The following is a 26,047-nucleotide window of genomic DNA, read 5'->3' on the forward strand; positions in this document are numbered from 1 at the left end:
CGATAGCAACATGGCTTTCCAGACCGTCCACATTCAATTGAATGTATGCCAATCTATCCAATTCTTTCACATAACGTTTAACATTATATCATAAACGGGCCTGAACACGAATTTTTTTTTGTTTTGCGGACGGCCAAAAAAGGAAAAACCCGCCGGATCCAGCGAGATCGCTGGGTCCGGCGGGTTCTTTTTTATGCGTTCGGTGCCGACAGTCTACTGGGTGACGTACTGAACGGATACTTGGTCCGCAGCCACTTCCATCGTGCTCATCACAAGCTTGATAATGTCCGCCGCCTGTTTTTTCTCAAGCGTTTCGCTGGACACAACCACCTTGAAATGATCGCCTTCTTGATTCACTAATGCAATTTCGTATTCCTTCATCAGCTCGGATTCGATAGTGGAAATTTTGGATACTTTATCCTCGAACTGCTCCAGCTCGGCGATCGCCGCAACCGACTCCTCCTGCTTCGTTTCCGTTTTGGCGATTTCCGCCATAATCCGGTTTTCCTCTTCCGCGTTTTGCGCTTCGCGTTTCGTCATCAGCTCGCTGAAAATGCCGCCGTAAGCAATTCCTTGCTCTTCGATCAGGTCAAGCACGTCCTGATCGGCCCCGCTGATCGTGCCGCCCGTGTCATTCACGACCACCTCGCTGCCGTCAGCTGCCGCTTCCGTCGCATTTCCGGCCGCATCCTCGGTTTGCGTGCCGTCGGTCAATACGTTCGGCGAATCAATGTCCTGCGTGAATAAATAGTAGGCGGACAATACGACCATCAGACTGAGCATCGATACGAGCCAAACCGTTTGCCTTTTCGTGTTCATAAAACACCCTCCCAATTTTCGTATGGATTTGATTTGTTCTGTCTTACTGCTTGCTCGGAACAACTTCAATCCGGTTGACCGGCACGCTTACGCCTTTCTCCACGGCACTCACGAGCAAACGTCTGACCGTGGCGTTCTCGGCGCCTTTGGCGACGATGAGTATGCCTCTGATTCTAGGGTTGATCGTTTTGGTAATGATCGGCTTTTGCTGTCCCGATACTTCGTAGATGACGACCTTGCCTTCCCTTGTTTTGGAGGTAATGTACCGTTTCCCTCCATTGCGGTCATTCTCCTCGGTGACGGACTCCGATTCGCTAACTTGCTCTTTGACTACGATTTCTTCGGTGGAATCGATCGTCACCAGCACATCGACCGAACCGACCCCAACGATTTTCTCCAAAATGTCCTTCAGCCTCTGTTCGAGCGGCTGCTCGATTGCCGCGAAGGGCGAATTTGGTGATGCTTCGGGGCCCCAAGCATCCTCATCCAACGGAGGCGGATTAGGGTCCTGAGCCGACGGCTCGACGTCGTTATAGGTAAGGAATGAGTTCATGATCATCAGCGCCGCGCCAATCAATCCTACGATCAGCAATAATCTCAGCGTCCGCACCCGCTTCGGGCCGCCGGGGCCGCCTCCGACCGCGGATTCTATGCCTTCCAGCCACTTGGCCACCGCGCCGTACCTCCTTTCCAGCTATAGCTCTCCATCACGTCGGCACCGGCTGCCGGACGATGATCTGATCCGCCCGCAGCCCCCAGCCGGCCGAGAGCACGCCGCTGACCTCCGCTGCAGCCGCCGGATCCGCCGGAGCCCAGCTTTGTTCGGGCGACGGGCTTCCCGCCTGCGACTCATCTAACGTCACATCGACCATCACCGACTTCACGTCTTCCACCGGTACGGCATCGTCCGGCACCTCCTCTTGTTTATCCTCGGGCCTAAGCGTAACGGTTACCCGGCTGATATAAGGCGTCTGGCTCCCCTTTTCGATAATCCATTTCAGTTCGGCGTCCACCTGTTCGATCCCGGCATCCGCCCGCTCTCTCAGCTCGGCGGTCATGCTTTCCTCAAGCGTCCGCTCGGCCAGAATTGCCGCTTCCTGATTTCTTTTTTCGGCCAGCTTCGCCGCATCCTGCTGGATTTGGTCGAGTCCTTTCATCGATGCGCCGCGCTGGATAACGGTTTCGTTAAAAAGTGTGAGGCCCGAATCCAGCCGCGAGCCGATATCACTTTGAAACAGCTTCAAAATTGGCGACAAGATCGTCAGCAAAATGAACAATCCGACTACCAGCCGCGCATAACGCTGCATCGATTTGTTCGGCAGCAGCAATTCGACGAGCGCCGCAAGCAGGATTACGGCGATAATGTTCCGCAGCCAGTCGCTTAACCAGGCAACCACTTCATACGCCCCTTCCTATCTCACCATCATCGCCGCATTGCCTGCCGTTAAAATGATCGTAACCGCCAGAAAAAACATGAGACTGACGGCGGCGAGCGCCGCGAACACGTATATCATCGTTTTGCCGATCGTCTCCAGGCAGCTGACTATCGGCGAATCGCCCAGCGGCTGCATAACGGCTGCCGACACTTTATAGATCAGCGCTAACGTTAATATTTTGATGGCAGGGAATGCGCTGATGAACAGCAGTATGATGACTCCGGCAAGACCGATTGCGTTTTTGGCCAGCATCGAAGCGGAAATGACGGTATCCGCCGCATCCGAGAACATCCGCCCGACTACCGGAACGAAGTTGCCTGTAACGAACTTCGCGGTCCGCAGCGTTACGCCGTCGGTAACGGCGCCGGTTGCGCCTTGAACGGAAATCACGCCGAGAAACACTGTAATAAGCACGCCCAGCACGCTTACGGCGATCGTCCGGAGCAAATTGGCGAGCTGCGTAACCTTGAACTTCTCGGACAGCGCGCTTGCGATATGGAGCACGGCCGAGAAAAACAGGAGCGGAAACACTACCGTGTAAATCAGCGTTCCGACGGCATGGATCATAAAGATGATCAGCGGGTGAAGCACCGAAACGGTGACGACATTGCCCATTGAAGCAAGCAGGACCAGCAGCAGCGGCACCATGGACAGCATGAACTGTATCATGCTTTCGATCGCGCCTTTCGCATACCCGATCGCTACGTTAAAGCTGTTAACCGCGATGATGATCAGCACCATGTAGATGATCGAGTAAGCGACCTTGCTGACCGCATTTTTCTCAAAGGCGTTCTGCATCGTTTCCAGCACCATGCTGAACACCGTCAGCATGACGATCGTCACGAGCAGCTTTCCGTTGTACAGCACCTCGTGCCAAAAATATTTCAGCAGGCCCGTCAGCATGTCCTTCAGCTTGAGACCTTCGCCGCCCGGAAGAATCATCTCTGCGAAGCTCGGTACACGCTGCTCCGGAAAAAATCCTCCGTATTCGCTCATCAGCTTATTCCAATACGTCTCAACCGCATCCGTATCGACCCCATCCAGCTGCTCGGCCGTCAGCTCCTTCGTCAGCTGTTCCATCTGCTGCTTTTGCTGATCGGCTGCAGGGGGATCTTCGGAAGCCGCCGCATTCGCGGCGCCGAAGCCTGACGCTAATGAAAATACGATCATCCCAAGCATAACGGCGAGCAGCAGCCTGGCTCTGTCCCGGGCGGAAGCCGGCTTGATCATTGGCATCAGCTCCCAGCCGGCAGCAGGCCGATCACCGTTTCGACGATGACGCTGATAATCGGAACGGCCATGACGAGAATGAAGATTTTGCCGGCAAATTCGATTTTTGATGCGATGCTTTCCTGTCCGGCATCCCGGACGATTTGAGCGCCAAATTCAGCGATGTAGGCAATGCCGATAATTTTCAATATCGTCTTCAGATAGATGGACGGGATACCCGAGCGGTCGGCCAAATCCTCCAGCACAGTAATGACGATCTCGATTTTGCCGATCAAATACAGGAAGATGAAGAGGCCTGTAAAAGCAGCGAGCAAAAATGCGAACATCGGCTTCTGCTCCCGGACGACAAGGATAAGCACGGTTGCCAGCAGTCCCAGACCGACGATTTGAATCATTTCCACTTCGTTCACCTACTTGCGCACGCGTCCCGGAAGCCGCGTCTACTGGAACAAAAAGATCGCTTTAATTTCCTGGAAAAAATCGTTCAGAAGCCGGACGACCATAAACAATACGACGACGAATCCGATAACCGTTACCCAATGCGCCATATCTTCCTTCCCCATCTGCTTTAGCACCGAATGGATCATCGCGATAACGATTCCGATTCCGGCAATCTGGAAGATGGCGCTCACATCCATATTCATCAGTGCGGCACCCCACTACACCATCAAAATGACGATCAGCACAGCGATCAAAATACCGAGGCTTTTCCACATTTTCTCGTAACGTCCTTGATCGTCTCTCGCTGCGTCCTCTTCCGCCTTCAGCTGAACCAGCGTTAGCCGGATATGCTTCATCTGATCCTCTTTATCGCTAATTCCAAGCGTTGATCCGAGACGGATCAGCACGGCCTGCTCGTTCATGCGCAGCGACGTTTCCGGCCATTGCGACTTCACCGCGCGCTCCCAGCTTTCGCGGAACGTCAAGCCTTCGGTTTCCCAAATGCCCGTTGCCGCTTTGCGAAACAGGCCGGCGAGCGGTTCAGGTGACGAGAGTGCCGTCCGTTCCAGCGCTTCCGGCAGCGGCGTATGGCCGTAGCCGATTTCCGTTTCCAATCTCTGAAGAGCATGTGCAAGCTGCCGCAGCTGTCTGGGACGTTCCGCGAATCTGGCTGCTTGCTGAAAACCGATCATCGTTCCCGCGAATAAAATCAATACGGCTCCTAGCAGCTTGATCATGGATCATCAGCTCTGTGCAATCCGAGCAGGGAATGGACGGCTCCTACGGCTGTCCGCTGCGGAGTCTGCGGCTGCTCGCGCGCGGCGCTCCTGCCGGGTGCTTCAGCGGACACGACACGGTGCATGATCCCCTGCTCCGTCCGCTTCAGCTCAACTACATGAGTAAATGCGCCATCGTCCAGAAGCTTGCGGAGCACCGGCCGCCCCCGGGCGTCCTGCAGATCATAAGCATGGGCAGTCGCTACAACGCTGACGCCGGCATGGCTCGCTTCCCGGATCGCTTCGCCGTCCTCCGGCCTGCCGATTTCGTCGGCGATCAGTACCTCGGGCGACATCGAGCGCAGCATCATCATCATGCCCTCCGCCTTCGGACAGGCATCCATCACATCCGTTCTCGGCCCTACATCAAAAGTGGGAATTCCTCGTACGCATGCCGCGATCTCCGAGCGTTCGTCCACGATGCCGACTTTGCGGCCTTGCCAGGAGCCTGCTTCCGGGCTTGGCCACAAGCCGTAGCTGACCGATCTGGCAATATCGCGCACAAGCGTCGTCTTCCCTTGCTGCGGCGGAGCGAGAATGAGCGCTGAATGCAGTGTTTTTCGGCTGCGGTCGAGCAGTCTCGGAAGCAAATTGGCGCTTGCGCCTATCACTTCCCTCGCTACCCGTATATTGAACCCTCCAATATCCCGGATCCCCCTGACGACACCGCCGTCCAAAATCGTTCTGCCGGCCAGTCCGATGCGGTGACCCCCCGATACCGTAATAAACCCCCGCCTCAGCTCCTCCTCCATCGCGTATAAGGAATAATTCGTGATGCGCTCAAGCAGCTTGCGGCAAGTGTCGGAAGTAGGCTTAAATGCGGCATCTGCGGTTTGTCTCATTGAACCGTCCAGCGTCATAAATCTGGACTGTCCGCGAAAGCAGACCTCGAGCGGCCTTCCCTCGCGTATTCGAATCTCTTCCAGCTGCTCCTGTAATGACTCGGGCAGCTTTTCAAGCAGCGTCTTCAGCTCCAAAGGAAGCAGATGCACAATGCGTGCGAGCATGGGTTCATCCCTCCCTGATGTTTGTCCTTCGTAGTTCCTATTTGTATGCTTGTACAGTGAAAATATGACTCGTCCGCACTTAAATTTGCTAGATTGGCAATCTGCTATTTTTTCAGAATTCCGATCATCAGGCAAATTACGCCCATTGCTACCCATAGAAACTTAGAAGGCGACAGCTTATCCGACAGCCCGACAAGACCTATCGTGGTCGTCGCAATCAAAATGAGAGGACCGATTAGCGCAAGCGAAGAATTGACCACAAGCGCCTTATCAATCTGATTTAACCGGAGCATCAGGAGCGCTGCGAAAATTTCAATCGTGCCCGATGTCAGCCTGAGCGTCGCCATCGTCATAACGATTTTATTCAGCAAGACGGAACATCCCCTTCCACATAAAGATTGTCCTATAACTATATGCACGCTTGTCTCTTTTTCATGCCGGGCACCTGCCTAAAGGTAATAGCATATAGTGGAGCAATTGGTGCATAACGAGCTTATGCCGAATCGAAAGGCGGTTTAACGCAATGCAGGTGCAGGTAATTTCGAGCGTAAATGAAGCAAGCTCTGCTAGATTTCACCACAAAACAGCCATTATTATCGACGTGCTTCGGGCAACAAGCACGATCGCAACGGCCATTTCGGCAGGGGCCTTATGCGTCATTCCCGCCGAAACCGTCATGGAAGCGAAGGCGCTGCAGCGGCCGGGCGATTTGCTGGGGGGCGAGCGCTTCTGCAGGAAAATCGCCGGCTTCGATCTTGGAAATTCGCCGGAAGAGTATACGGAGCGGGTTGTCGGGGGCAAACGGATCGTACTTACGACTACGAACGGAACAAGAGCTATTCATAAGGCGATGCGGGCGGATCATGTGTTAACCGCTTCCTTGCTGAATACGGAAGCATGCGCTCGGATGGCCCTGGATTTAAGGCGGGATGTCGTTATTCTATGCGCCGGCAGCCATGATGAATTTGCTATCGAGGACGGCATTTGCGCCGGGCGAGTGCTCGATAAGCTCCATTCTTTGGGCGGCGCGCCTGTTGAGATGGATGATTTCGGAACGGCGATGCTTGCTTTGTACCGGAATCGTTCCTCCAGCATTCTGGACACCATTTTGAGCGGAAATTCCGGCAAGCGGCTCATAAAGCTTGGCATGAAGCGGGATATTGAAGCGTGTTCGTCTCTCGATGTATTGAGCGACGTGCCTAGATTGCAAGGGGATATTTTGACGAGGTCCTGATCCAAGCGCAAACGGGGGATACGCTGGAACCGTTAGCTGCATCTTTGCGCAGCCCGGTTCTTTGCAGGCCTTTGGCAGCATTAAAAAAGGTTGCCCTCGCGTCAATTAATCTGACGTAAGGGCAACCTTGTTCTTAGTTTGGCTTATCTGCGATCCTGCGGACCGCCTACAAATACCTGCTCAGCCGTATCCAATCCGTAAGTCGTGTGTAAAGCACGTACTACGTCATTTAGCGGTTCGGCGGAAATCACGCAGGAAACTTTAATTTCCGACGTGCTGACCATCTTGATGCTTACGCCGAGCGAGGAGATCGAAGCGAACATTTTCGCGGCAACGCCCGGATTGCTGACCATTCCGGCGCCGACGATGGATACTTTAACCAGATCCGCTTCGGAAGTCAGCTCGCGATACGGAACGGCACTGCGATTGCTTTCGATGACGGCAATGGCTTTATTCAGGTCATCGCCGGATACCGTAAAGGAGAAATCCGCTTTGCCGTCCTGTACGCCGCTCTGTACGATGATGTCGACGTCGATCCCGTTATTCGCCAGTGCGCCGAATACATTCGCGAGTACTCCGGGAATATCTTCTACGCCCAAAATGCTGATTCTTGCTACGTTTTTGTCAAACGCGATACCGCGGACGACCACGCCTTGCTCCATGACCGCTTCCTCCTTCACACTTGTACCTTCATTATGGGTAAAGCTTGAGCGTACGACAAGCTTCACATTGTTATGCTTCGCATATTCCACCGCGCGCGGATGCAGAACAGCCGCACCCAGATTAGCCAGCTCAAGCATTTCATCATAAGAAATTTCATTAAGCTTGCGCGCATTTTTCACGACACGAGGATCGGTCGAATAGACGCCGTCGACATCCGTATAGATTTCGCAAACATCCGCCTTCATAGCCGCAGCCATCGCAACCGCCGTCGTATCGGAGCCGCCGCGGCCAAGCGTCGTGATCTCGCCTTCAGGAGTCATGCCTTGGAAGCCCGCGACAATCGCAACCTTCCCTTCCTTTAAAGCCGCGAATACGCGCTCCGGATCGATTTCCGTCATCTTCGCTTTACCGTGTACCGCTTCCGTGCGGATACCCGCTTGCCAGCCGGTAAAAGATACGGCGCCGTGGCCCGTTTGATTGATCGTCATCGAAAGCAATGCGATCGATATTTGCTCGCCAACCGTCAGCAGCATATCCATTTCGCGCGCGGGCGGATTCGGATTCAGCAGCTTAGACTGGTCGATTAAATCGTCAGTCGTATCTCCCATCGCAGAAACAACAACTACGATATCGTTGCCTTCCTGCTGTCTCTCTATTATGCGTTTCGCAACGCGCTGCATCCGCTCCGGCGTTCCAACGGAGCTGCCGCCAAACTTCATCACTATCAACGACAAAGCTGATTCACTCCTAACCTGGACATATACATACAAGACAATATTATATCACAGCAAATATAAGATTGGATATAACCGCATGCAAAAAAACCGCCCGGTATGCCGGACGGTTTCCTTCGGTTATCTATGCGCGCGAAATATATTTGCCTTCGCGTGTATCGATCAGCAGCACGTCGCCTTCGTTGATGAAAAGCGGAACTTGTACGTTAAGGCCCGTTTCGACTTTGGCGTTTTTCGTAGCGCCCTGCGCGGTGTTACCTTTTACGCCCGGCTCGGTTTCAACAACCTTCAGATCGACGCTGTTAGGCATTTGAATACCGAGAATTTCACCTTGGTAACTCGAAATATTAACGTTCATATTTTCTTTCAGGAAGTTAAGCTCCCATTCGAGCTGGTCCTTGTCCAGAGTGAATTGGTCGTAAGTCTCATTGTCCATGAACGTATATTCATTGCCGGAGTTATATAGGTATTGTACTTCACGGTTCTCGATAATCGCGCGGCCGATCGTTTCGCCGGCGCGGAACGTTTTCTCAACAACGTTGCCGTTGCGGAGGTTTTTCAGTTTGGAGCGGACAAATGCCGCGCCTTTGCCCGGTTTAACGTGCTGGAAGTCAAGCACGGTAAAAATATCGGTGTCTACTTGTACGGTTAAGCCTGTTTTAAAATCGTTTACTGAAATCACTGCTGATTCCCTCCTGAAATGATTAGTGCCTTAGCCCAGAACGGTAAATTCCTTCGGGGATGAGGTTAATATTTTAATACCGGTTTCCGTAATGACGATATCGTCCTCGATGCGCACCCCGCCGAAGCCGGGAACGTATATGCCGGGTTCTACCGTAACGGTCATGCCGGGGGTTAAAATCGTATCGCTTAATTTCGACAGGCGCGGCGCTTCATGGATTTCCATGCCCAGACCGTGGCCTGTCCCGTGACCGAACAAATCGCCGTACCCGTATTTCGCAATGACATCGCGTGCCAGCGCGTCCGCCTCGCGGCCGGTCATGCCGGGCTTGATCGACGACAGCGCATGCAGCTGTGCTTCCAGCACGATATCGTAAATTTCCCGGTGCTTATCCTCTGGCTTGCCGACGACGACAGTCCGCGTCAAATCGGAGCAATAACCGTTATAATAAGCGCCGAAGTCCAGCTTGACGAACTCGTTCTCGCGGATCACGCGGTCGCTTGCCACGCCGTGCGGCAGCGCGGAGCGCTCTCCCGAAGCTACGATCGTATCGAACGAAGAGGACGTTGCGCCATGGCTGCGCATATAAACCTCCATCTCCAATGCAATATCCTTCTCACGGACGCCGGGCCGGATAATGTTCAGAATATGACGGAACGTTTTGTCCGCAAGCTCGGCAGCCTCCTGCATCACCTGCAGCTCAGCTTCCTCTTTGATCATGCGCAGCTGCTCTACCAGGCCGGACGCCGGCTCAAGCGCGATGCCTGCGAGCGTTTCGGTCCAGGACGCAAACTGGCTGTAAACGACGTGATCCTGCTCGAAAGCAAGCTTGCTGATCTTGTGCTGGGCAAGCAACTCCTTAACGTCCTGCATAGGATTCGCTCCATGCTCGACGATCTTGAAGCCTGGAGCCTGCTCGGGCGCTTGTGTCCGATAACGGAAATCGGTTAGCAAATAACAGTCCGAGTCCGTTACGAGGACCATGCCTGACGATCCGGTAAATCCGCTTATGTACCGCCGGTTGTACCCGCTTCCGATCAATATCGCTTCAAAGCCCCGCTCCGCAAGCAGTCCGCGAAGCCGCGTTACTCTCCCGTTTGGCATCTCCGCTCACCCTTCCCGATTTGCTATTGCGATTTTTGCAAATGACGAACTAGCGCCGTCAGGCCAAGCTCATAGCTGTGGGAGCCGAAGCCCGCTATCTGGCCGACCGCAACCGCGGTGACGACCGACACGTGACGAAAAGCCTCCCGCTTATGGATATTGGACATATGAACCTCGATTACCGGCAATCCAACTGTGCTTAGGGCATCCCTCAAAGCATAGCTGTAGTGCGTCCAAGCCCCGGGATTAATGACGATGCCGTCGGCTTGTCCGTAAGCGCTATGGATCCGGTCGATCATTTCACCTTCATGATTCGTTTGGAAACATTCGATCTGGACGCCAAGCTCCTCCGCTTTTGCCCTTAAGAGCGACTCGATGGATGCAAGCGTGTCGGTTCCGTACACTCCCGGCTCGCGAATGCCGAGCATATTGAGGTTCGGACCGTTTAAAACAATAATTTTGTGCATGCATGCCCCTCCCATAGAGCGAAAACCGTCATGGCTTCAAATTCCATTAGCCATTTTACCACAATTGCCCGCCGCTTGAGAAGTGGAAGTCGTCAATGGGCGTGAATCGGCTCGCGCGACGCTTCGTCCGTGTATTCGAAAGCGATCGAGTACCCGATGAATACGCCCCATAAAATAAACACGCACAGCTCGGTGAACAGCGTATTCCAGCCCGCTCTCGTCACCCATTCGGTTATCCCCATCCACGGCCCGATCGCAAGAAAAATCAATGCCCACCAGGCGGCGCCGTATATCATGCCGGGAATGGGCCCGCGCAGCCTTCCGAGCACGACTTTATACAGCAATGCGGCGACTATCGAAATGATCGCAAAACTGCCGATCCCGATCAGTATTCCCCAGAAGCTTTTTAAAAACGACCTGTGAAAAAACGGATCCGCCGCAAAGCCGGGCAGCTCGGTCGTAAATTTCATTTCATAAAACAGCCAGCGCACCGTGCCCCAGATCAGCCCGGCAAAAAAACCGATTTTAAGCGAAAACAGCCAGGGATTCGTATGATGCCGCGGCGTGTAATCGTCGTTTTGCTTCTTATGTTTTTCCATTCCATTTTGCCTCCCGCCTGAATTATCGTAAGCTGAAATTTAGTATGTGAAAAAAAGGCTTGCGATAACCCTCCATTCCCATCCATCCATCATGCTTTCCGGCTAGTTCGCGGTGGCAAATGGCGGATAGATCAAGTACAATAGACATACAAAATGTCATAGGTGCTCCGCCGCTTCATCGGCGGACGTTACCTCGATCAAGGAAGGTGACCAGCTCTTGCCGCAAGACTCCCGAAATCTGTACGGCGGACAAGCGGTTATCGAAGGCGTGATGTTTGCAGGCAAACACGTTAACGTAACGGCTGTCCGGCGCAAGAACGACGAAATTGTGTTTTACGAAGTACCGCGTACGACGAAGCGCTGGGTTCAGGGCCTGAAAAAAATCCCGCTTGTTCGGGGCGTTGTCGGCATTATCGATTCAAGCGCCAAAGGCTCGCAGCATTTGAACTTCTCGATGGAAGCATACGCCGAGGACGAAGCCGGCGAACAATCTGCGGCAGATACCAAATCGGTTGCCGAACCGAAGAAAGAAAAGAAATCGGAAGGCTGGAGCCTCAGCATGATCGTAGGCGTAGCCGTCGCAGGCGTGCTGTCCTTTATTTTCGGAAAGCTGATTTTTACGGCTGCTCCCGCTGCGATCGAAGAATTGCTGTTTGCCGGCGTGTTCGACAATAAGGTCGGGCATAATTTATTGGAAGGCCTAATCAAAATCGTGTTATTGCTTACCTACTTATATTTTATTTCGTTAACTCCGCTCATCAAGCGGCTGTTCCAATATCACGGCGCCGAGCACAAGGTTATCAGCGCCTATGAAGCGGGCGAAGAACTCACAGTCAACAATGTGCAAAAGTACAGCAGGCTTCATTACCGCTGCGGCTCCAGTTTTATCGTATTCACGGTCATCGTAGGCGTTATCGTCTACTCGCTGCCGATCTTCACTTGGGATACGATTTGGGAGCGTATTTACATCCGTATTCTGCTGCTGCCTCTCGTGCTTGGATTGTCCTACGAGGTGCTGCGCTGGACAAATGCTCTCCGGGACATACCCGTTCTCCGCTATCTTGGGTATCCGGGGCTCTGGCTCCAGCTGCTGACGACAAAAGAGCCTCGCGACGAGCACGTCGCCGTCTCCATCGCTTCCTTTAACCGGATGCGCGAGCTCGACGGACAAATGAAATAACAACTATTGATCAGGAAAGGCGGTCTTTATTATGGGAAGAATGTCGAACAGATGGAATGTGTGGTCTATTACGATTATGGCGTTGCTCGTTATCGGTCTTGTTACCAGCGCGCTTCAAAGCCCCGGCGCTTTTATTATTCCGATCGTCGTGTTAGGCGGCATATTCCTCCTGTATAAGTATCCGCCTTCCTTCCTAAAAGGAGCGGGCTTCGGAGCTTCGCGCACTTACGCCAAGCCAAACCGGACAGCCGCCTCGAAATCCAAAACAGGCAAGACCCGTTCCAAAACCGTACCGTTCCGGGTCATTGACGGCGGCAAGGACGACGATGAATTGCCTAAATATCATTAAGATAAAGGATCGGAAATAACGAAAGGCTGCCTGTTGTCCGAAAGGACAGCGGGCAGCCTTTTCTTTTTCGAACCGGCAGCGGTTCGGGTGCATTCCTTGCAAATAACGACCGCTTAGGCGCGACCGCTATGTATTAATCGCTATCGAGCTCTGCTCGAACGGCCCGAAGCTCGTCCAGCCTCTGGGAATCGCGGCGGAAATATTCGACAAGAGTCTCAATGCACGTAATCGAATCCCAGCTGAGATGGTGCTCGATGCCTTCGACGTCTTGATAAATGTTCTCATCCTGAACGCCGATCATCGTTAAAAACGATTCAAGCAGCTGATGGCGGTCAACCAGTCTTTTCCCCATTTTTTTGCCCTTATTGGTAAGAACCAGTCCCCGATATTTCTCATAGATTAAATAATTGTCTTTGTCGAGCTTTTGAATCATCTTCGTCACCGAGGACGGATGTACTTCAAGCCCTTCCGCTATGTCTGAAACTCTCGCATAGCCTTTTTCATCAATAAGCTTATAAATTCGTTCCAAGTAGTCTTCCATGCTCGGTGTCGGCACTGAAGAACCCCCTAACCTTACTTCTTCACCTCGTTGCTTAAGGCGTTACTCTATGTATCATACACTGTCCTTAACTCGCTCTGCAACCTGCTTGCATGCAACCTGTTCGAATAGCCAGATTGCATTTTACAGCTCCCATCAGTTCACCAGTTTATACGGCCGCCTCCATTCAAACAATAATCCAATCATACATCTCAAGGAGGATTGGCGATGAGCACTTTAGCAGCTGATCGTAAGAATACGGAACGCTCCGCCCTTTCATTTGTACCCGAGCTGGTCTACTTTGAACCGGCGGCGCTCGATTACCCAAAGGGTCAACGGATCTTCGAGTGGGCCAAGCAGCAAGGCATACCTTATCGCATGACAACTTCCCATAACAGGATCACGAACCTTCCTGGAGAAACGGAGCTTGAGCAGTATAAAATCGCCAAACGGACGCTCGTCGTCGGCATCCGGAAAACGTTGAAATTCGATACGTCAAAGCCGTCAGCCGAATATTCAATCCCTATTGCAACCGGCTGCATGGCTCACTGCCATTACTGCTATTTACAGACGACGCTTGGCGCCAAACCGTACATTCGGGTATACGTCAATATGGACGATATACTCGGCGCTGCCATAGGTTATATCGATGAAAGAAAACCCGAAATAACCCGCTTCGAAGCGGCATGCACCTCTGACCCGGTAGGGCTCGAACCAATAACCGGCAGCCTGCGTGAGCTTATTGAATTTATGGGCCGGCAGGAGCATGGAAGGCTGCGGTTCGTAACGAAATTTCACCATCTAGACTCCCTGCTGGACGCGAAACATAACGGTCATACGAGAATACGGTTTAGTGTCAACAATAAATACGTCATCAAAGCTTTCGAGCCGGCTACATCCCGCTTTGAGCAGCGCATCGAAGCAGCGGCAAAGGCTGCCCGGGCCGGATATCCGATAGGCTTTATCATTGCTCCGATCATTTGGCACGACGGGTGGGAGGAAGGCTATAGCGAGCTTGTTTCTTCGCTTGCCTCTGCTCTGCCGAAAGACGCTGCAAAGGAATTGACCTTTGAGCTGATTCAGCACCGGTTCACAAAAACCGCTAAGTCCGTCATTGAAAAAAGGTACCCCCGTACAAAGCTGGAGATGGATATCGAAAAACGGAAATATAAATGGGGGCGCTGGGGCCAGGGAAAGTATGTATATCCCGATGAACAAGCAAATGCGCTCCGCATGTTTATTTCGGAGCGCATCTTCGATCATTTTCCTGAAGCGAAGATCGAGTATTTCACTTAAAACGTATCGGTACAGCTTAAAACGCAAGCCACTCCGGCGTAATCAAATTTAGCCAAATCGTAATTTTGGTCATCTGATCCGTGAAGAGCAAAATGCCCATCAGAATCATGACGGCGCCGCCTATCTTCATGACGGTCGAGGAATATTTCAAGATCCACCTTGCCGTTCCAAGGAAAAAGGCCAGCACAAAAAACGGAATCGCAAAGCCTAACGCATAAGCAGTCGTCAGCTGGAACCACGTACCGGGCTCCGTAGCAGCCAAGCCCAGAATGGCCGTTAGGGCGGGTCCCATGCAAGGCGTCCAGCCGGCCGAAAATCCGATCCCGAACACGAAAGAGCTGACGTAATTCGCTTTCTTCGGGATCAGATTAAATCTGCGTTCCTTCATAAGCAGCTGAGGCTGGAACAAGCCGATCAGAAACAAGCCCATCAAAATGATTAATATCGCGGATAATTGCCGGATCAATTGCCTGTATTCGCTGAAAAACTCGGCAAAAGCGTTTGTGCCGTAGCCTAAAGCGTAATACACCGTACAAAAACCTAAAATAAAAAAAAGCGTATGTGACATCGTTCGGGTTCGTTTTTCCTTTGCGTTCGCGTTTTCCTTCAAATCCGTCACCGAAATCCCCGTTATGTACGATAAATAAGAAGGATAAAGAGGCAGACAGCATGGCGATATGAACGAAGCGAAGCCGGCGCCGAACGCCAGCAGAGTATTAATGTCGGACATCTGTTGTCACCCCGGTTCCATCAGCTGCCGGCCCGTACGCCCCGGCGAATGAGCAGCAGCATTAATAATACAACGATCAGGAACATAACGATCGTACCGCCTGGCGCCAGGTTCCATACGCCCGCGATAAGAAGCCCGATCAGAACGGCAAGCTCGCCGATCACGACAACCGTTATGACGCTCTGCCGAAAGCTGCGCGCGACAATAAGGCTGCAAGCCGCCGGAATGGTAAGGAGTGCGGAAACGAGCAGCGCGCCGACGATTTTAATCGAGACGCTGATCACAAGCGCGGTCAGCACGCTAATCATAACATTATAAAATTTGACGGGCAAGCCGCTGACCGCCGCCGCATCCTCGTCGAACGTAATCAGGAACAGCTCCTTCACCTGCAGCCAGATGACGATAAGGACGACAGCCGTTACCGCTCCGATCAGATACAAGTCCGTACGGTTAAGCGTTAAAATGCTGCCGAATAAATAGCTGTTCACGTTCATCGTAAAGCCTTTCCCCATCGTAAAAAGCAGCGAGGCTAAAGCGACGCCGCCCGACATAATGATCGCGATCGAAAGCTCCGCATAGGTTTTGTACGCTTTGCGCAGCTTCTCTATCGCGAAAGAAGCGGCAATGGCAAAGATGAGTCCGACCGCTACAGGGTAAACGCCAATTAAAAAGCCAAGCGCAACGCCTGCAATCGATACGTGCGACAAGGTGTCCCCGATCATGGACAGCCTGCGAAGCACCAGAAACAACCCCATCAGCGGAGCGGTGACGCCGATTAACAGTCCGCCGACCAGCGCCCGCTGAAAAAATTCAAGAGTTACGATCTCCAATCAAAACAACCTCTTTCCCGCTTTCCATTTGCTCCCTGAGCCCTTTCAGGCTGTGCGCCAAATCCTTCTCCACGCAATCCTGCGTTTCGTGCGAATGCTTGATATGAAACTTCAGTTTGCCGTTCTGCGCCGCAGGACGTTCGCCCAGGTAAGAACGGATCATATCCAGATCATGCGAAACCATGAGGAAAGTCATGTTATGATGCTGATGCATATGCTTGATCATATGAAAGAAGCTCTCCTGCGTTTCCGTATCGATACCGACCGTCGGTTCATCCAAAATAAGCAGCGACGGATTGTTGATCAAAGCTCTGGCCAAAAAAACCCTCTGCTGCTGCCCGCCCGACAGCTGACCGATCCGCTTATCCTTAAGATCGACTATTCCCATCGCCAGCAGCGCGTCCTCGCCCTTCTTATAATCGGCTTTAGTCAGTTTTTTGAACAGCTTGTTCCGGCCGATCAGGCCGGACAGCACAACCTCGCGGACGGTAGCCGGGAATAGCGGGTTAAATGAATTTTTTTGCGGGACGTACCCGATTTTCTCCCATTCCTTGAATTTGTCCACGTTGTTTCCGAACAATCGGATCGTGCCGCTGGCAGGCTTCAACAATCCGACGATCATACGCAGCAAAGTCGTTTTGCCGGCACCGTTCGTGCCGATCAGGCCGATGAAGTCCCGTTCTTTCACGGCGAAGCTCAAGCCGCTGATGACCTTCTGCTGTTGATAGGAAAAAGAAACGTCCTCCAAGGAGATGACCTCTTGATGACAGCTTGCGGCGTTTGGCGACAGGCTGCTGTTTGCCATATTATCTCTCCTCATAGCAATACGGAGCTGAAACAGCTCCGCCCAGTTTGCCTTTTGTTCTATTGTAATGCTTGCACAAGATTTTGCAAGTTTCGTTCCATAAGCGAAAGATACGTCTCTCCCGCTTTTGCCTGCTCGGCCGTCAAGCCCTCAAGCGGGTTCAGCACCATCGTTTGCACGTCCGCTTCAGCAGCCAGCGTATTCGCCAACTGATCGGATACCAGTTCTTCGAAGAAAATGTATTTTACGTTATGCTCTTTCACGAAATTTGCAATTTGAAGCAAATCCTGAGCGCGCGGCTCGGCTTCCGGGCTAAGACCCATAATCGCCACTTGGTTCAAGCCGTAATCGCGGGCAAGGTAACCGAAAGCCTGGTGAGAGACAACAATGTTCTTATCGGTAACCTGGCTCAGCTTAGCTGCATAATCCTTATCGATCGCATCCAGCTTTTGCTTCAGCGCTTCATAATTCCGCTCGTAATCCGCTTGGTTTGCCGAGTCGACCTCGATCAGGCTGTTTTTCACGTTTTCCGCGAGCTTGAGCGCAGATTTCGGGCTAACCCAGGTATGAGGGTCAACGCCTTCATGATCATGATTCTCCGCCCCGTCTTCGTGCTCATGCGCCTCTTCTTCACCGGCGCCTTCAATCAGCTCGATTCCGGTACTTGCCGCTTTTGCTGCAACCTGGCTGTCCTTGGACAAGCCGTCCAGAAAATCGTCCACCCAGCCTTCCAGACCAGCACCATGATAAAGAAACAGCTTCGCTTTCGAAGCCGTATCCAGATCGCGGCTCTTCGGCGTCCAATCATGCGGTTCGACGCCCGCCGCGACCAGGTTGACGGCATTTACATGCTCGCCGCCAATTTCCGCAGCCAGGAAATACAGCGGATAAAAGCTCGTGACGACGCTTATCTGTTGTGCATCGGCCCCCCCGCCTTCTTCCGCCGCATTAGCCGGCGCTTCACCGTTATTCGTATGTTTACCGCATGCAGTCGCCAAGAGCAGCATAGCCGTTAGCATCAGGCTTAGCGCGATGAACCTTTTATCAATCCGTATTTCCTTCATAAAGCCTTTCTCTCCAATCTCTTATCAGTCGTTTGTTCGTAATCGTTATTATTACGTTTTGTATTATACGACGTGAAAAATAGACTGTCAACCTGTTCGCGAGAACGTGTTGTTCTTCTGTGATAATGTCACCCTATAACTGTTCTGAGATAATGTCACTATGGGACAGGAGATCATGACATTGACAAGAGCAGAGATGAAAAAGGTTTTAGTGGTGGAAAAAGTTATGGATGGACATATGACAAACAGAGAAGGAGCCCTTTCACTGGGGCTGTCTGAGAGACAACTTATTCGACTGAAGAAAAAATATCAAGCAGAAGGAGCAAAGGGCATTTCTCACCAGAATCGGGGAAAGAAGCCCAAACATGCATTAAGCGATGAAGTCAAAGAACGAGCTGCAGCGTTATACACAGCCAAGTATCTCGGCAGCAATAGTTGTCACTTTGCAGAGCTTTTGAAAGAACATGAAGATCTACATCTAAGCAGTTCCAGCGTACGACGAGTTCTGTTGGATAAAGGCCTTAAGCAAGCCAAGCAAAGACGTCGCAATAAGACTCATCAACCTCGCCAACGCAGAGCACAAGCGGGCATGCTTTGGCAAATCGACGCAACCCCCTTCGCATGGCTTGAAGAACGGGCTCCAGCCTTTGCACTGCATGCCGCAATTGATGACGCTACAGGCATTGTCGTCGGTGCCGTATTCCGGCCTCATGAATGCCGTGAAGGCTACTCCTTGGTGATGCAGCAAGGCATTAATCATTATGGTTTACCACTTGGACTTTATAGTGACAGGCACACCATCTTCCGTTCACCTAATGAGAAACTTTCCGTGGAACAAGAGCTTGCCGGTGAAATCCAGCCACTCTCCAGCTTCGGAAAAGCTATGTGTGAGCTTAATATTGAGCATATAAAGGCCGTTACACCGCAAGCAAAAGGCCGGATCGAACGTCTCTGGCTGACGCTTCAAGACCGTCTTGTCATTGAATTACGGTTGATGGGCATCCAGACACTAGATGCTGCAAACAAGGCGTTGCCTAAGCTTATTCAAAAACATAACAAGCAGTTTTCTGTGGCTCCACGATCATCTGAATCCGCCTATGTGCAGCTTCAAAAGCACATCGAGCTCAACTATGTGTTTACGCTTCGAGAGCATCGTAAGCTAGGAGCTGGTAACACCCTCTCCTACCGCGGGGTAACCTACACATTAGCTGAACCTTCTTCTCAGCGATTTGACGCTAAAAGCACGGTTGAAGTACGAGAAACGCTTACTGGAGAAATTGTAATGTGGCACCAAGGACAAGCGGTATTACTAAAAAAGACAGAAAAACGAGATCGAAAAGAGCAAACGAAAAAGGCGAGTTCTGCGCAGCCACGCAAACCCGCCAAGGAACATCCGTGGAAGACCACGTATAGTACCAGCAGCACTAAGCGTAACACAAAAAAAACGTCATTCCAAGAAGTTGCTTATTCACAGCACAATCATTTTGTAGAGGCCATCTGGTAGGTGGCCCTCTACTCAAAAAGTGACATTTTCTTAGCTCAGTTAAGGTGACATTTTCTCAGACGTTTGACACCTGTTCGCGAGAACGAAAACAAGCTGCGTCCTTTGCCATGGCAAAGGACGCAGCTTGTAACTTATCTTTTATACGATCCGCTTCTAGCGATCTGCCGTTATTTCACGACAGCCCCGTTAGGCATGTCGTCCGGAACGGTTGCTAGCGTAAGCTGATCACCGTGCGATGCCGCAAGAATCATGCCCTGCGACCATTCACCCCTCAGCTTGACGGGCTTCAGGTTCGTCACGCAAATGACCTTGCGTCCGACCATCTGCTCCGGCGTGTAAAATTTGGCGATGCCCGATACAACCTGGCGCTGTTCATAGCCCAAATCAAGCTGAAGCTTAAGCAGCTTGTCGGCCTTCGGCACGGGCTCGGCCGCGATGATCTGCGCCACCCGGAGCTCGACCTTCGCAAAATCGTCGATCCCGATTTCTTCCTTGCCGTCTGCAGCCGGCTTAGCTTCCGCTTCCGCCGTTTGAGCAGGCTGCTCTCCGGCAGCCTCAGCTGCAGGCGCGCCTCCGCCCATTGCCGCAGCTATGAAGGTTACTTCCTCCCCTACGTCCAGCCTCGGGAATATCGGAGCGCCCTTGTTGACCTTCGTGCCTTCCGGAATCGCTCCAAACTGCTTGGTGCTCTCCCAGGACGTCAGTCCGCCTTCCGCCAGCCCGAGCTGATTCCAAATTTCGCGCGGGGCATGCGTCAGGAACGGCTGCAGCAAAATCGATACGATCCGCAGCGCTTCTGCGAGATGATGCATGACCGAAGCCAGCTCCGCCGATTTCGCCTCATCCTTTGCAAGCGCCCACGGCTGCGTCTCGTCGATATATTTGTTCGTACGGCTGACCAGCTGCCACAAAGAAGCGAGAGCCACGGAAAATTCCATCCGCTCCAGCGCATCTTCCATTTGGGCAACGGTTTCTACGGTAAGCCTCTGCAGCGATTCGTCGAACGGCGTTACTTGACCTTTGAACGGCGGAATAGAGCCGTCAAAATATTTGTCGATCATCGCCACGGTGCGGTTCAGCAGATTGCCGAGGTCATTGGCCAAATCAAAATTAATCCGCTCCACAAAATTTTCGGGTGTGAACGTCCCGTCTGCTCCGAACGGCACTTCGCGCAGCAGGTAATAACGAAGGGCGTCAAGCCCGTATCTGTCGATAAGCATGACCGGATCGACCACGTTGCCTTTGGACTTCGACATTTTGCCGTCCTTCATCAGCAGCCAGCCGTGCGCGAACACTTTCTTAGGCAGCGGAAGGTCCAGCGCCATCAGCATAATCGGCCAGTAGATCGTATGAAAGCGGACGATCTCTTTGCCTACCAGATGGACGTCGGCGGGCCAGAAGCTGCGGTATTTGTCGTCCGCGCCTTCATTCCCGTAGCCGAGAGCCGTAATATAGTTCGATAAGGCGTCGATCCAGACGTAAATGACGTGCTTCGGATCGCCCGGCACCTTGACCCCCCAATCGAACGTCGTACGGGACACCGCCAAATCCTCGAGGCCCGGTTTGATGAAATTGTTGATCATTTCGTTTTTGCGCGACTCCGGCAGGATGAAATCCGGATGCTCTTCATAATAATTCAGCAGCCTGTCGGCATATTTGCTCATCCGGAAGAAATAGCTTTCCTCCTTCACCAGCTCTACGGGGCGGCCGCAGTCCGGGCATTTGCCGTCGTCGAGCTGCCGTTCGAGGAAAAACGACTCGCAAGGCGTACAGTACCAGCCTTCGTACGTGCCTTTATAAATATCGTCCTGCTCCAGCAGCCGGGCGAAAATTTTTTCGACAACCGTCTTATGCCGCTCCTCGGTCGTACGGATGAAATCGTCGTTTGAAATTTCCAGCTTCCGCCAAAGCTCTTTGATGCCAACGACGATATCGTCTACGAATTGCTGAGGCGTCTGTTCCTTTTCCTTCGCTTTCCGCTCGATTTTCTGACCATGTTCGTCCGTGCCCGTCAAATACCATACGTCGTAACCGCGAAGCCTCTTGTAGCGCGCCATCGCGTCGCCGGCAACCGTCGTGTACGCATGGCCGATGTGCAGCTTGTCACTCGGATAATAAATTGGCGTCGTAATATAAAACGTCTTTTTATCACTCATCCTAAACCCTCCTAATAATAGAAACGTCAAGCGTAATCTTTCAAGCATAAACGGCTGACGCCGTCTTTGCGGCATAAGCCCGTTTCGCGGTGAAATATAAGCATCGTATAAGGTAAAATTTATACTTTCTTATATTTCCAAAAAAACGCAAAAAACTCCCGTCCAACATGGGACGAGAGCTGAAGCTCACGCGGTACCACCCAAATTTCAATCATCCGGCCGCTGTTAACGGCAAGCCTGACGACTGCTTCGTGTGCCGCTGCTTGGCGGCAATGTTGCCGATAACGCCGGCATCGCGCCGTCCCCTTACCCGGCTGACCGCCGCGGCTCGAAAACGAATCCTCCAGGACCATCTTCCGATAGCTTCCTTTGTCGGCTTGCACCGTCTTGCCCGACTCTCTGCGAAAGGAATTCGATCGTACTTATCCGTTCATAGGATATATATGGCTGCTTCTTCTTCAAAATATACCGAATGAAAGACGGCTCTGTCAAGGAGCAGACTTCCTATTGTCAGAAGCCGGCGGAACGGGATCGTAGCCTCCCGCATGGAACGGATGGCAGCGGGCGATCCGCTTCGCCGCGAGCCAAGCCCCTTTCGCCGCTCCGTGCTTCTCGATCGCCTCCAAAGCATACATCGAGCAGGTCGGATAAAACCGGCACGAGGGCGGGGTCAGCGGGGAAATCACTTTGCGGTAAAAATGTACGGGAGCCTGCGCTACACGCTTCATGACCCGTCCGCCGCCCATTATTGGCCGCCGTCTGCCGGCTCATCGATCTCGCATTCCCTGCAGTAGCCGAATACCTCGAATTTATGCTTCACGACGCGGAAATCGTCCGGAACGGCCGTTTGCTCCATCGGGCAATACGTAATCGGGTACGTCTTCCCGCACTGCAGGCAAATCATATGATGATGATGGTCATGCTCTCTGCAGTGAAGCTTGAACTTGCCGCCGTCCTCGAAGATGACCTGCTCCAATACGCCCAGCTCTTCCATCACTCTCAGGTTCCGGTATACCGTATCGAAGCTGAGGCCCGTATAAGATTTGCCCATGTATTCGTATACTTCCTTCGGAGCCAAGTAACCCTGCGTCTCCGAAAAAAGTCTGGCTAACGTTTTTCGCTGATCCGTAATCCGCAAGCCTTGACTGGACATCCGTCTTAGTATGTCTTCCACCGTATGCATGAGCCGAACCTCCGAAACTAATAATTGTCTATCTCCATAATGACGAAAAAAAAAGCTCTCGTCAATGAGAGCCGTCTAACCGTTCAAGCGCATGTTCGTCATAAATGCGGCAGCCATCGCGATGAACAACAGGATGCTGAGCGCACCGGCCAGCTTCCGCCGCCGGTTCAGGCGATCGAGCAGGATCGCGTCGTCCGTCTCCCTTTTCTTCTCCGTGTAAGCCCGATGCATAAATAAATACGTAATCGCGGAAGCAACGAATAATAGATTAACGAGAAACCATACGAGAGTCCAAAACAAGCCTATTCCTCCTATTGCAGCGTTCTATAGACCTGCTATAGGTACCACTTATTCAAAATGAGCATAAACACCGCAAAGCTGATGACCGCTCCGCCGAAGCTAAGCCATCCGGAGCGGAACTTCTGCTGAAACATCCTCAGAATCCCGAAGCTGAGCAATCCGAAAATGAGCAGCAAAAAAACGATTCCAAGTATAAATAAAGTAGCAGATACACTGCTTACATCGACTAATGACACCGGATACACTCCCTTATTTCCAAATATGCGCACGTTCACTAGCCATTATAAGGGATATATCCGACATAATCCAGCGGCAAACCCTGTCGATTTCGTGACAAAAATAAGAGCGCATGCCCGCGCGGGACATTCGCTCGACCGTAACTATTCACGGATAACGGCTTCGTGATACGTCTTGAGCGCCGGACGTTTCCGAAGCTTGACCTGTAAAATACCGTTCTTTAACAGCGTTTTGCATATGCGCGGCTTTACCAGCTTTGGCAGCTTTATCGTTTCCGTCTTGCCGCCGGGCAGGCCTTCCAGCCGCAGCCGGTCCTCCCGCACCATCAGCCTCAGCATTTCCCGTTCAAAGCCTTCCGGCAAAATTATTTTCACTTGTAGAAAATGACGGGATTCCGAGAAGGTTGCCATTCCCTTGCCGATCATCGCTCCGGCAGCCTCCGGCAGCGCCTTGGTCATCATTTTGCGTACATATTGTTCGACCCAATCCGGTTCGCGCAGCAGCTCAAAACCTTTTGGCAGCCGCTGACCTTCCATCCACCGTTCCAGTTCATCCCATTTGGACGCCACAAGCAAACACCTGCCTCCCAGCACTCCTACCAGTTTATGCGCCAGCCCCCGTATAGGCTACTGCCTTCACGGGAACCTCTGGGCGGATGCCGCATAAGATATACAAACGCAAATCCCGCTATCATTTAGAAGGAGGATGCTTATGCCAGCAGTCGTCGGCTTCGTCAAAATTGTGAGCGTCGGCTCCGGTTCCATTGTCCAATTCGGTGACGCGCTAGAGGTATCGCCTAACAGCAGCTCGAAAACGTACGCAGGCTCGGGCTCGTTCCTCACAGGCAGCCTGACGAATTCCAACAACGCGGTGAGCGCCACGAACTCGATCGATCCGGACGTTCAGGATAACACGAATAATGAGGTTAATACGCTATGAGCTTCACGATTCATCAGCAAATCACGATCAATATGATCCGGATCGACAGCATTTCGAACAGCTCCGTCCTTCAGGTCGGCAGCGCCGGATCAATCCGGTCGTTAGCCCAGCTCTATAATACCGGGGGGTATACCGGGCCCGCGCCGCAGCTCGGCGACAATCCGCTGTCGTACGTCCCGCTGCCAAACCCGTCCTGACGGCCTGTCCGCATTCACAAACGATTTTCGTATAAAGGAGGAATCGCCTTATGCAGCAGCCTAAACCGATGTCGCCATGGCAGTCGTGGGCCTATGACGTGCAACGAAAGCTCCATGAGCAGCAAGCCAGCATCGAGAAGCTCGAAGAGCGCATTTCAACCCTTTGCGAACAAATCAAACAGCTCGAGGCGCGCCCTGCTTACAACATCGAGAGCATCGAATACCATTTTGACCAATTGAAGGTTGAATCGCTCGAAGGTACGCTGAATATCGGCATGACCGCGCCCGGCACGGACGGCGAGACTTTCCCGGGAACGATTGAGCAGCTCAGCACGGCCACTCCGGCCACTCCAGCCGCTCCGGAAGTTTTCCCATCCTCTTCTCCGGCCATTGTGCCGCAGACGGGACCGACCGCCGATGTTACGGAAGAAATGAACCGTTATTTGGATACAGAAGCTGTGGCAAAGCTGAAAAACTACGAGAATGAGTTTGGCCTGCCGCTTGACCCTTACCACGAGAGAATCATTATCGAAGACATCCGCAAGCAGATGCCTTCTCGCGTCGAATATTATATCAATCAGCAAAATAAAGGCCAGAACGGAAAGACGAACGGAGCCGAAGACGGGGCGATAAAGGATGCCGTGCTGGCCAAAACGATAAGAGATACGGACGCCGCATTGCTCGCCTATATGAATCAGCTGCAGACCGGTAAGCCGGCGTCGGGAGGGATGGCATAAATGATCGTATTCAAAGTGACTAACCATACGTTATCGGTTGGACAGATTGAGGTGCTCGGCATTTCGAGCGCATCTATGCTTCAAGTCGGCGATACGGACACCGTTTCACTGTACTCGATGTTCGATACGCCGCCGGAGTCCGTCGTAGTCGGACCGCTCGCCCCGTATCCTCTGCCTGAAGCGGCGGAAGAGGCGGCTTCGGAGTCAACGGTTACGGGAGACGGGACGCCGGCATGAACGGGCAGCCGATGGAACCGCCATTTCCGACCCGCACCGCCCGGATCGGCTCCGTCTGCATCATAAGCGCCGCCCAGTCCACCGTCGTTCAGTTCGGCGACCGCGGGGAAACGAAGGCAAGGCTTATCGCGCTGGCGCTTCAGAGGCAGGAGGACCACACGACCTCGGGAGATATTTTTTTCGAATCGTATCATATCTTCTTCCGTGATCTGCCTTCCTTCCATGAACCGGACAGTCCGATGGGCAATGTGGCGAAGCTGGAGCGAATCAATTGCGAGCCGAACATAACGGTAGGCTGCCTTAAGGTGACGGCTTCGGGCTCCTCCGCCAGCATCCAGGCCGGCAATGGCAAGCGGCTGACGGGAGAATCTAGAATCAAACATATCCGGCAATATCCGCGTCCAAGCCCGGTTCCGCCTCTTGTCGTAAAGTCAAACGACATGCAAGGCGATTGCGGAGCGAAAAAATAAGCCTTCTCGTGTGGGCATATGACCAATTGCACGGCTGCCGGTACAAATGTCCAATACATGTTGCCTCCTTCCGCATAAATTGATTTTGTGAGCGATATGCATC

The 26,047-nt window shown here is 52.5% G+C and carries 35 protein-coding genes; 10 read left to right on the forward strand and 25 right to left on the reverse strand.

Going from position 1 to position 26,047, the window contains the following annotated elements:
• Positions 1 to 213 precede the first annotated feature (213 nt).
• From KP806_RS05645 to KP806_RS05685, 9 genes are all read right to left on the reverse strand, one after another.
• A complete protein-coding gene (locus KP806_RS05645; RefSeq protein ID WP_224722599.1) occupies positions 214 to 819 on the reverse strand; it encodes a SpoIIIAH-like family protein in 606 nt (201 codons plus the stop codon).
• Between the two features lie 43 nt (positions 820 to 862).
• Positions 863 to 1,492: a stage III sporulation protein AG gene (gene spoIIIAG, locus KP806_RS05650; protein WP_224722600.1), complete on the reverse strand. Its 630-nt coding sequence runs from the start codon at positions 1,490 to 1,492 to the stop codon at positions 863 to 865.
• Between the two features lie 34 nt (positions 1,493 to 1,526).
• On the reverse strand, positions 1,527 to 2,216 hold the full coding sequence (gene spoIIIAF / locus KP806_RS05655) for a stage III sporulation protein AF (RefSeq protein WP_224722601.1): 690 nt from the start codon (positions 2,214 to 2,216) through the stop codon (positions 1,527 to 1,529).
• Between the two features lie 15 nt (positions 2,217 to 2,231).
• A complete protein-coding gene (gene spoIIIAE / locus KP806_RS05660; RefSeq protein ID WP_397376362.1) occupies positions 2,232 to 3,485 on the reverse strand; it encodes a stage III sporulation protein AE in 1,254 nt (417 codons plus the stop codon).
• Positions 3,486 to 3,490: 5 nt separating this feature from the next.
• Positions 3,491 to 3,886 carry a stage III sporulation protein AD gene (gene spoIIIAD / locus KP806_RS05665; RefSeq protein ID WP_224722602.1) on the reverse strand — a complete coding sequence of 132 codons (396 nt, stop codon included), beginning with the start codon at positions 3,884 to 3,886 and terminating at the stop codon, positions 3,491 to 3,493.
• 39 nt (positions 3,887 to 3,925) lie between these two features.
• Positions 3,926 to 4,129, reverse strand: a complete 204-nt coding sequence (gene spoIIIAC, locus KP806_RS05670; protein ID WP_224722603.1) for a stage III sporulation protein AC — start codon at positions 4,127 to 4,129, stop codon at positions 3,926 to 3,928.
• Between the two features lie 15 nt (positions 4,130 to 4,144).
• Positions 4,145 to 4,663 carry a stage III sporulation protein SpoIIIAB gene (spoIIIAB, locus tag KP806_RS05675; protein WP_224722604.1) on the reverse strand — a complete coding sequence of 173 codons (519 nt, stop codon included), beginning with the start codon at positions 4,661 to 4,663 and terminating at the stop codon, positions 4,145 to 4,147.
• The gene (spoIIIAA, locus tag KP806_RS05680; RefSeq protein WP_224722605.1) at positions 4,660 to 5,709 is read right to left on the reverse strand and encodes a stage III sporulation protein AA; all 1,050 of its coding nucleotides are present in this window, start codon (positions 5,707 to 5,709) and stop codon (positions 4,660 to 4,662) included. Before spoIIIAA ends, spoIIIAB begins: the two co-directional genes overlap by 4 nt.
• Positions 5,710 to 5,813: 104 nt before the next feature.
• Positions 5,814 to 6,080, reverse strand: coding sequence for a YqhV family protein (locus tag KP806_RS05685; protein ID WP_224722606.1), 267 nt, complete (start codon positions 6,078 to 6,080; stop codon positions 5,814 to 5,816).
• Between the two features lie 152 nt (positions 6,081 to 6,232).
• On the opposite strand from KP806_RS05685, the gene KP806_RS05690 reads away from it, so the two are divergent.
• Positions 6,233 to 6,943: a 2-phosphosulfolactate phosphatase gene (locus tag KP806_RS05690; RefSeq protein WP_224722607.1), complete on the forward strand. Its 711-nt coding sequence runs from the start codon at positions 6,233 to 6,235 to the stop codon at positions 6,941 to 6,943.
• 143 nt (positions 6,944 to 7,086) lie between these two features.
• Here the strand turns inward: KP806_RS05690 and KP806_RS05695 are convergent, their stop codons facing one another.
• From KP806_RS05695 to KP806_RS05715, 5 genes are all read right to left on the reverse strand, one after another.
• On the reverse strand, positions 7,087 to 8,340 hold the full coding sequence (locus KP806_RS05695) for an aspartate kinase (protein ID WP_224722608.1): 1,254 nt from the start codon (positions 8,338 to 8,340) through the stop codon (positions 7,087 to 7,089).
• A gap of 124 nt (positions 8,341 to 8,464) precedes the next feature.
• Positions 8,465 to 9,022 carry an elongation factor P gene (gene efp, locus KP806_RS05700; protein WP_224722609.1) on the reverse strand — a complete coding sequence of 186 codons (558 nt, stop codon included), beginning with the start codon at positions 9,020 to 9,022 and terminating at the stop codon, positions 8,465 to 8,467.
• Positions 9,023 to 9,052: 30 nt separating this feature from the next.
• Positions 9,053 to 10,126 (reverse strand): M24 family metallopeptidase, encoded by a 1,074-nt coding sequence (locus KP806_RS05705; protein ID WP_224722610.1) that lies wholly within the window; start codon positions 10,124 to 10,126, stop codon positions 9,053 to 9,055.
• Between the two features lie 23 nt (positions 10,127 to 10,149).
• Positions 10,150 to 10,593: a type II 3-dehydroquinate dehydratase gene (aroQ, locus tag KP806_RS05710; protein WP_224722611.1), complete on the reverse strand. Its 444-nt coding sequence runs from the start codon at positions 10,591 to 10,593 to the stop codon at positions 10,150 to 10,152.
• A 92-nt stretch (positions 10,594 to 10,685) separates the two neighbouring features.
• A complete protein-coding gene (locus tag KP806_RS05715; protein ID WP_224722612.1) occupies positions 10,686 to 11,192 on the reverse strand; it encodes a YqhR family membrane protein in 507 nt (168 codons plus the stop codon).
• A 217-nt stretch (positions 11,193 to 11,409) separates the two neighbouring features.
• On the opposite strand from KP806_RS05715, the gene KP806_RS05720 reads away from it, so the two are divergent.
• Entirely contained in the window at positions 11,410 to 12,372 is a 963-nt protein-coding gene (locus KP806_RS05720) for a DUF1385 domain-containing protein (RefSeq protein WP_224722613.1), read from the forward strand.
• A 31-nt stretch (positions 12,373 to 12,403) separates the two neighbouring features.
• Positions 12,404 to 12,721 (forward strand): hypothetical protein, encoded by a 318-nt coding sequence (locus tag KP806_RS05725; RefSeq protein ID WP_224722614.1) that lies wholly within the window; start codon positions 12,404 to 12,406, stop codon positions 12,719 to 12,721.
• Positions 12,722 to 12,854: 133 nt separating this feature from the next.
• On the opposite strand, the gene mntR is transcribed toward KP806_RS05725, so the two are convergent.
• Positions 12,855 to 13,277, reverse strand: coding sequence for a transcriptional regulator MntR (mntR, locus tag KP806_RS05730; protein ID WP_224722615.1), 423 nt, complete (start codon positions 13,275 to 13,277; stop codon positions 12,855 to 12,857).
• A 210-nt stretch (positions 13,278 to 13,487) separates the two neighbouring features.
• Here mntR and splB point away from each other — a divergent pair, with 210 nt between their 5' ends.
• Entirely contained in the window at positions 13,488 to 14,555 is a 1,068-nt protein-coding gene (splB, locus tag KP806_RS05735; protein ID WP_224722616.1) for a spore photoproduct lyase, read from the forward strand.
• A gap of 16 nt (positions 14,556 to 14,571) precedes the next feature.
• Here splB and KP806_RS05740 read toward each other — a convergent pair whose 3' ends face one another.
• Genes KP806_RS05740 through KP806_RS05755 form a run of 4 tightly spaced genes read right to left on the reverse strand, consistent with a single transcriptional unit; the run spans position 14,572 to position 17,984 of the window.
• Positions 14,572 to 15,285 carry a cytochrome c biogenesis CcdA family protein gene (locus KP806_RS05740; protein WP_224722617.1) on the reverse strand — a complete coding sequence of 238 codons (714 nt, stop codon included), beginning with the start codon at positions 15,283 to 15,285 and terminating at the stop codon, positions 14,572 to 14,574.
• Positions 15,286 to 15,305: 20 nt separating this feature from the next.
• Complete coding sequence (locus tag KP806_RS05745) at positions 15,306 to 16,115, reverse strand: metal ABC transporter permease (protein WP_224722618.1); 810 nt, start codon at positions 16,113 to 16,115, stop codon at positions 15,306 to 15,308.
• On the reverse strand, positions 16,096 to 16,935 hold the full coding sequence (locus tag KP806_RS05750; protein ID WP_449589904.1) for a metal ABC transporter ATP-binding protein: 840 nt from the start codon (positions 16,933 to 16,935) through the stop codon (positions 16,096 to 16,098). Before KP806_RS05750 ends, KP806_RS05745 begins: the two co-directional genes overlap by 20 nt.
• A gap of 44 nt (positions 16,936 to 16,979) precedes the next feature.
• Positions 16,980 to 17,984: a metal ABC transporter solute-binding protein, Zn/Mn family gene (locus KP806_RS05755; RefSeq protein ID WP_224722620.1), complete on the reverse strand. Its 1,005-nt coding sequence runs from the start codon at positions 17,982 to 17,984 to the stop codon at positions 16,980 to 16,982.
• 181 nt (positions 17,985 to 18,165) lie between these two features.
• On the opposite strand from KP806_RS05755, the gene KP806_RS05760 reads away from it, so the two are divergent.
• Positions 18,166 to 19,488: an ISNCY family transposase gene (locus KP806_RS05760; RefSeq protein ID WP_449589905.1), complete on the forward strand. Its 1,323-nt coding sequence runs from the start codon at positions 18,166 to 18,168 to the stop codon at positions 19,486 to 19,488.
• Positions 19,489 to 19,655: 167 nt separating this feature from the next.
• Here the strand turns inward: KP806_RS05760 and metG are convergent, their stop codons facing one another.
• From metG to KP806_RS05790, 6 genes are all read right to left on the reverse strand, one after another.
• Positions 19,656 to 21,644 (reverse strand): methionine--tRNA ligase, encoded by a 1,989-nt coding sequence (metG, locus tag KP806_RS05765; RefSeq protein ID WP_224722622.1) that lies wholly within the window; start codon positions 21,642 to 21,644, stop codon positions 19,656 to 19,658.
• 488 nt (positions 21,645 to 22,132) lie between these two features.
• Positions 22,133 to 22,372 carry a membrane protein insertion efficiency factor YidD gene (gene yidD / locus KP806_RS05770; RefSeq protein ID WP_224722623.1) on the reverse strand — a complete coding sequence of 80 codons (240 nt, stop codon included), beginning with the start codon at positions 22,370 to 22,372 and terminating at the stop codon, positions 22,133 to 22,135.
• A gap of 17 nt (positions 22,373 to 22,389) precedes the next feature.
• Entirely contained in the window at positions 22,390 to 22,827 is a 438-nt protein-coding gene (locus KP806_RS05775; protein ID WP_224722624.1) for a Fur family transcriptional regulator, read from the reverse strand.
• Positions 22,828 to 22,902: 75 nt separating this feature from the next.
• Entirely contained in the window at positions 22,903 to 23,127 is a 225-nt protein-coding gene (locus KP806_RS05780; protein WP_224722625.1) for a hypothetical protein, read from the reverse strand.
• Positions 23,128 to 23,162: 35 nt separating this feature from the next.
• A complete protein-coding gene (locus tag KP806_RS05785) occupies positions 23,163 to 23,363 on the reverse strand; it encodes a hypothetical protein (protein WP_224722626.1) in 201 nt (66 codons plus the stop codon).
• Positions 23,364 to 23,507: 144 nt separating this feature from the next.
• Positions 23,508 to 23,933, reverse strand: coding sequence for an Hsp20/alpha crystallin family protein (locus KP806_RS05790; protein WP_224723097.1), 426 nt, complete (start codon positions 23,931 to 23,933; stop codon positions 23,508 to 23,510).
• A gap of 142 nt (positions 23,934 to 24,075) precedes the next feature.
• On the opposite strand from KP806_RS05790, the gene KP806_RS05795 reads away from it, so the two are divergent.
• From KP806_RS05795 to KP806_RS05815, 5 genes are read left to right on the forward strand one after another with little or no spacing between them, the layout of a single operon-like run.
• The gene (locus KP806_RS05795; protein WP_224722627.1) at positions 24,076 to 24,303 is read left to right on the forward strand and encodes a spore germination protein; all 228 of its coding nucleotides are present in this window, start codon (positions 24,076 to 24,078) and stop codon (positions 24,301 to 24,303) included.
• Positions 24,300 to 24,500: a spore germination protein GerPB gene (locus KP806_RS05800; RefSeq protein WP_224722628.1), complete on the forward strand. Its 201-nt coding sequence runs from the start codon at positions 24,300 to 24,302 to the stop codon at positions 24,498 to 24,500. The genes KP806_RS05795 and KP806_RS05800 overlap by 4 nt, the downstream gene beginning before the upstream one ends.
• Before the next feature lie 50 nt (positions 24,501 to 24,550).
• Positions 24,551 to 25,237 (forward strand): spore germination protein GerPC, encoded by a 687-nt coding sequence (gerPC, locus tag KP806_RS05805; protein WP_224722629.1) that lies wholly within the window; start codon positions 24,551 to 24,553, stop codon positions 25,235 to 25,237.
• Entirely contained in the window at positions 25,238 to 25,474 is a 237-nt protein-coding gene (locus KP806_RS05810; protein WP_263575595.1) for a hypothetical protein, read from the forward strand.
• On the forward strand, positions 25,471 to 25,944 hold the full coding sequence (locus KP806_RS05815) for a spore germination protein GerPE (RefSeq protein ID WP_224722630.1): 474 nt from the start codon (positions 25,471 to 25,473) through the stop codon (positions 25,942 to 25,944). Before KP806_RS05810 ends, KP806_RS05815 begins: the two co-directional genes overlap by 4 nt.
• The last annotated feature ends 103 nt before the right edge of the window (positions 25,945 to 26,047 follow it).

The organism is Paenibacillus vietnamensis, from assembly GCF_020169515.1.
In the GTDB taxonomy this organism is placed as follows: Bacteria; Bacillota; Bacilli; order Paenibacillales; family Paenibacillaceae; genus Pristimantibacillus; species Pristimantibacillus vietnamensis.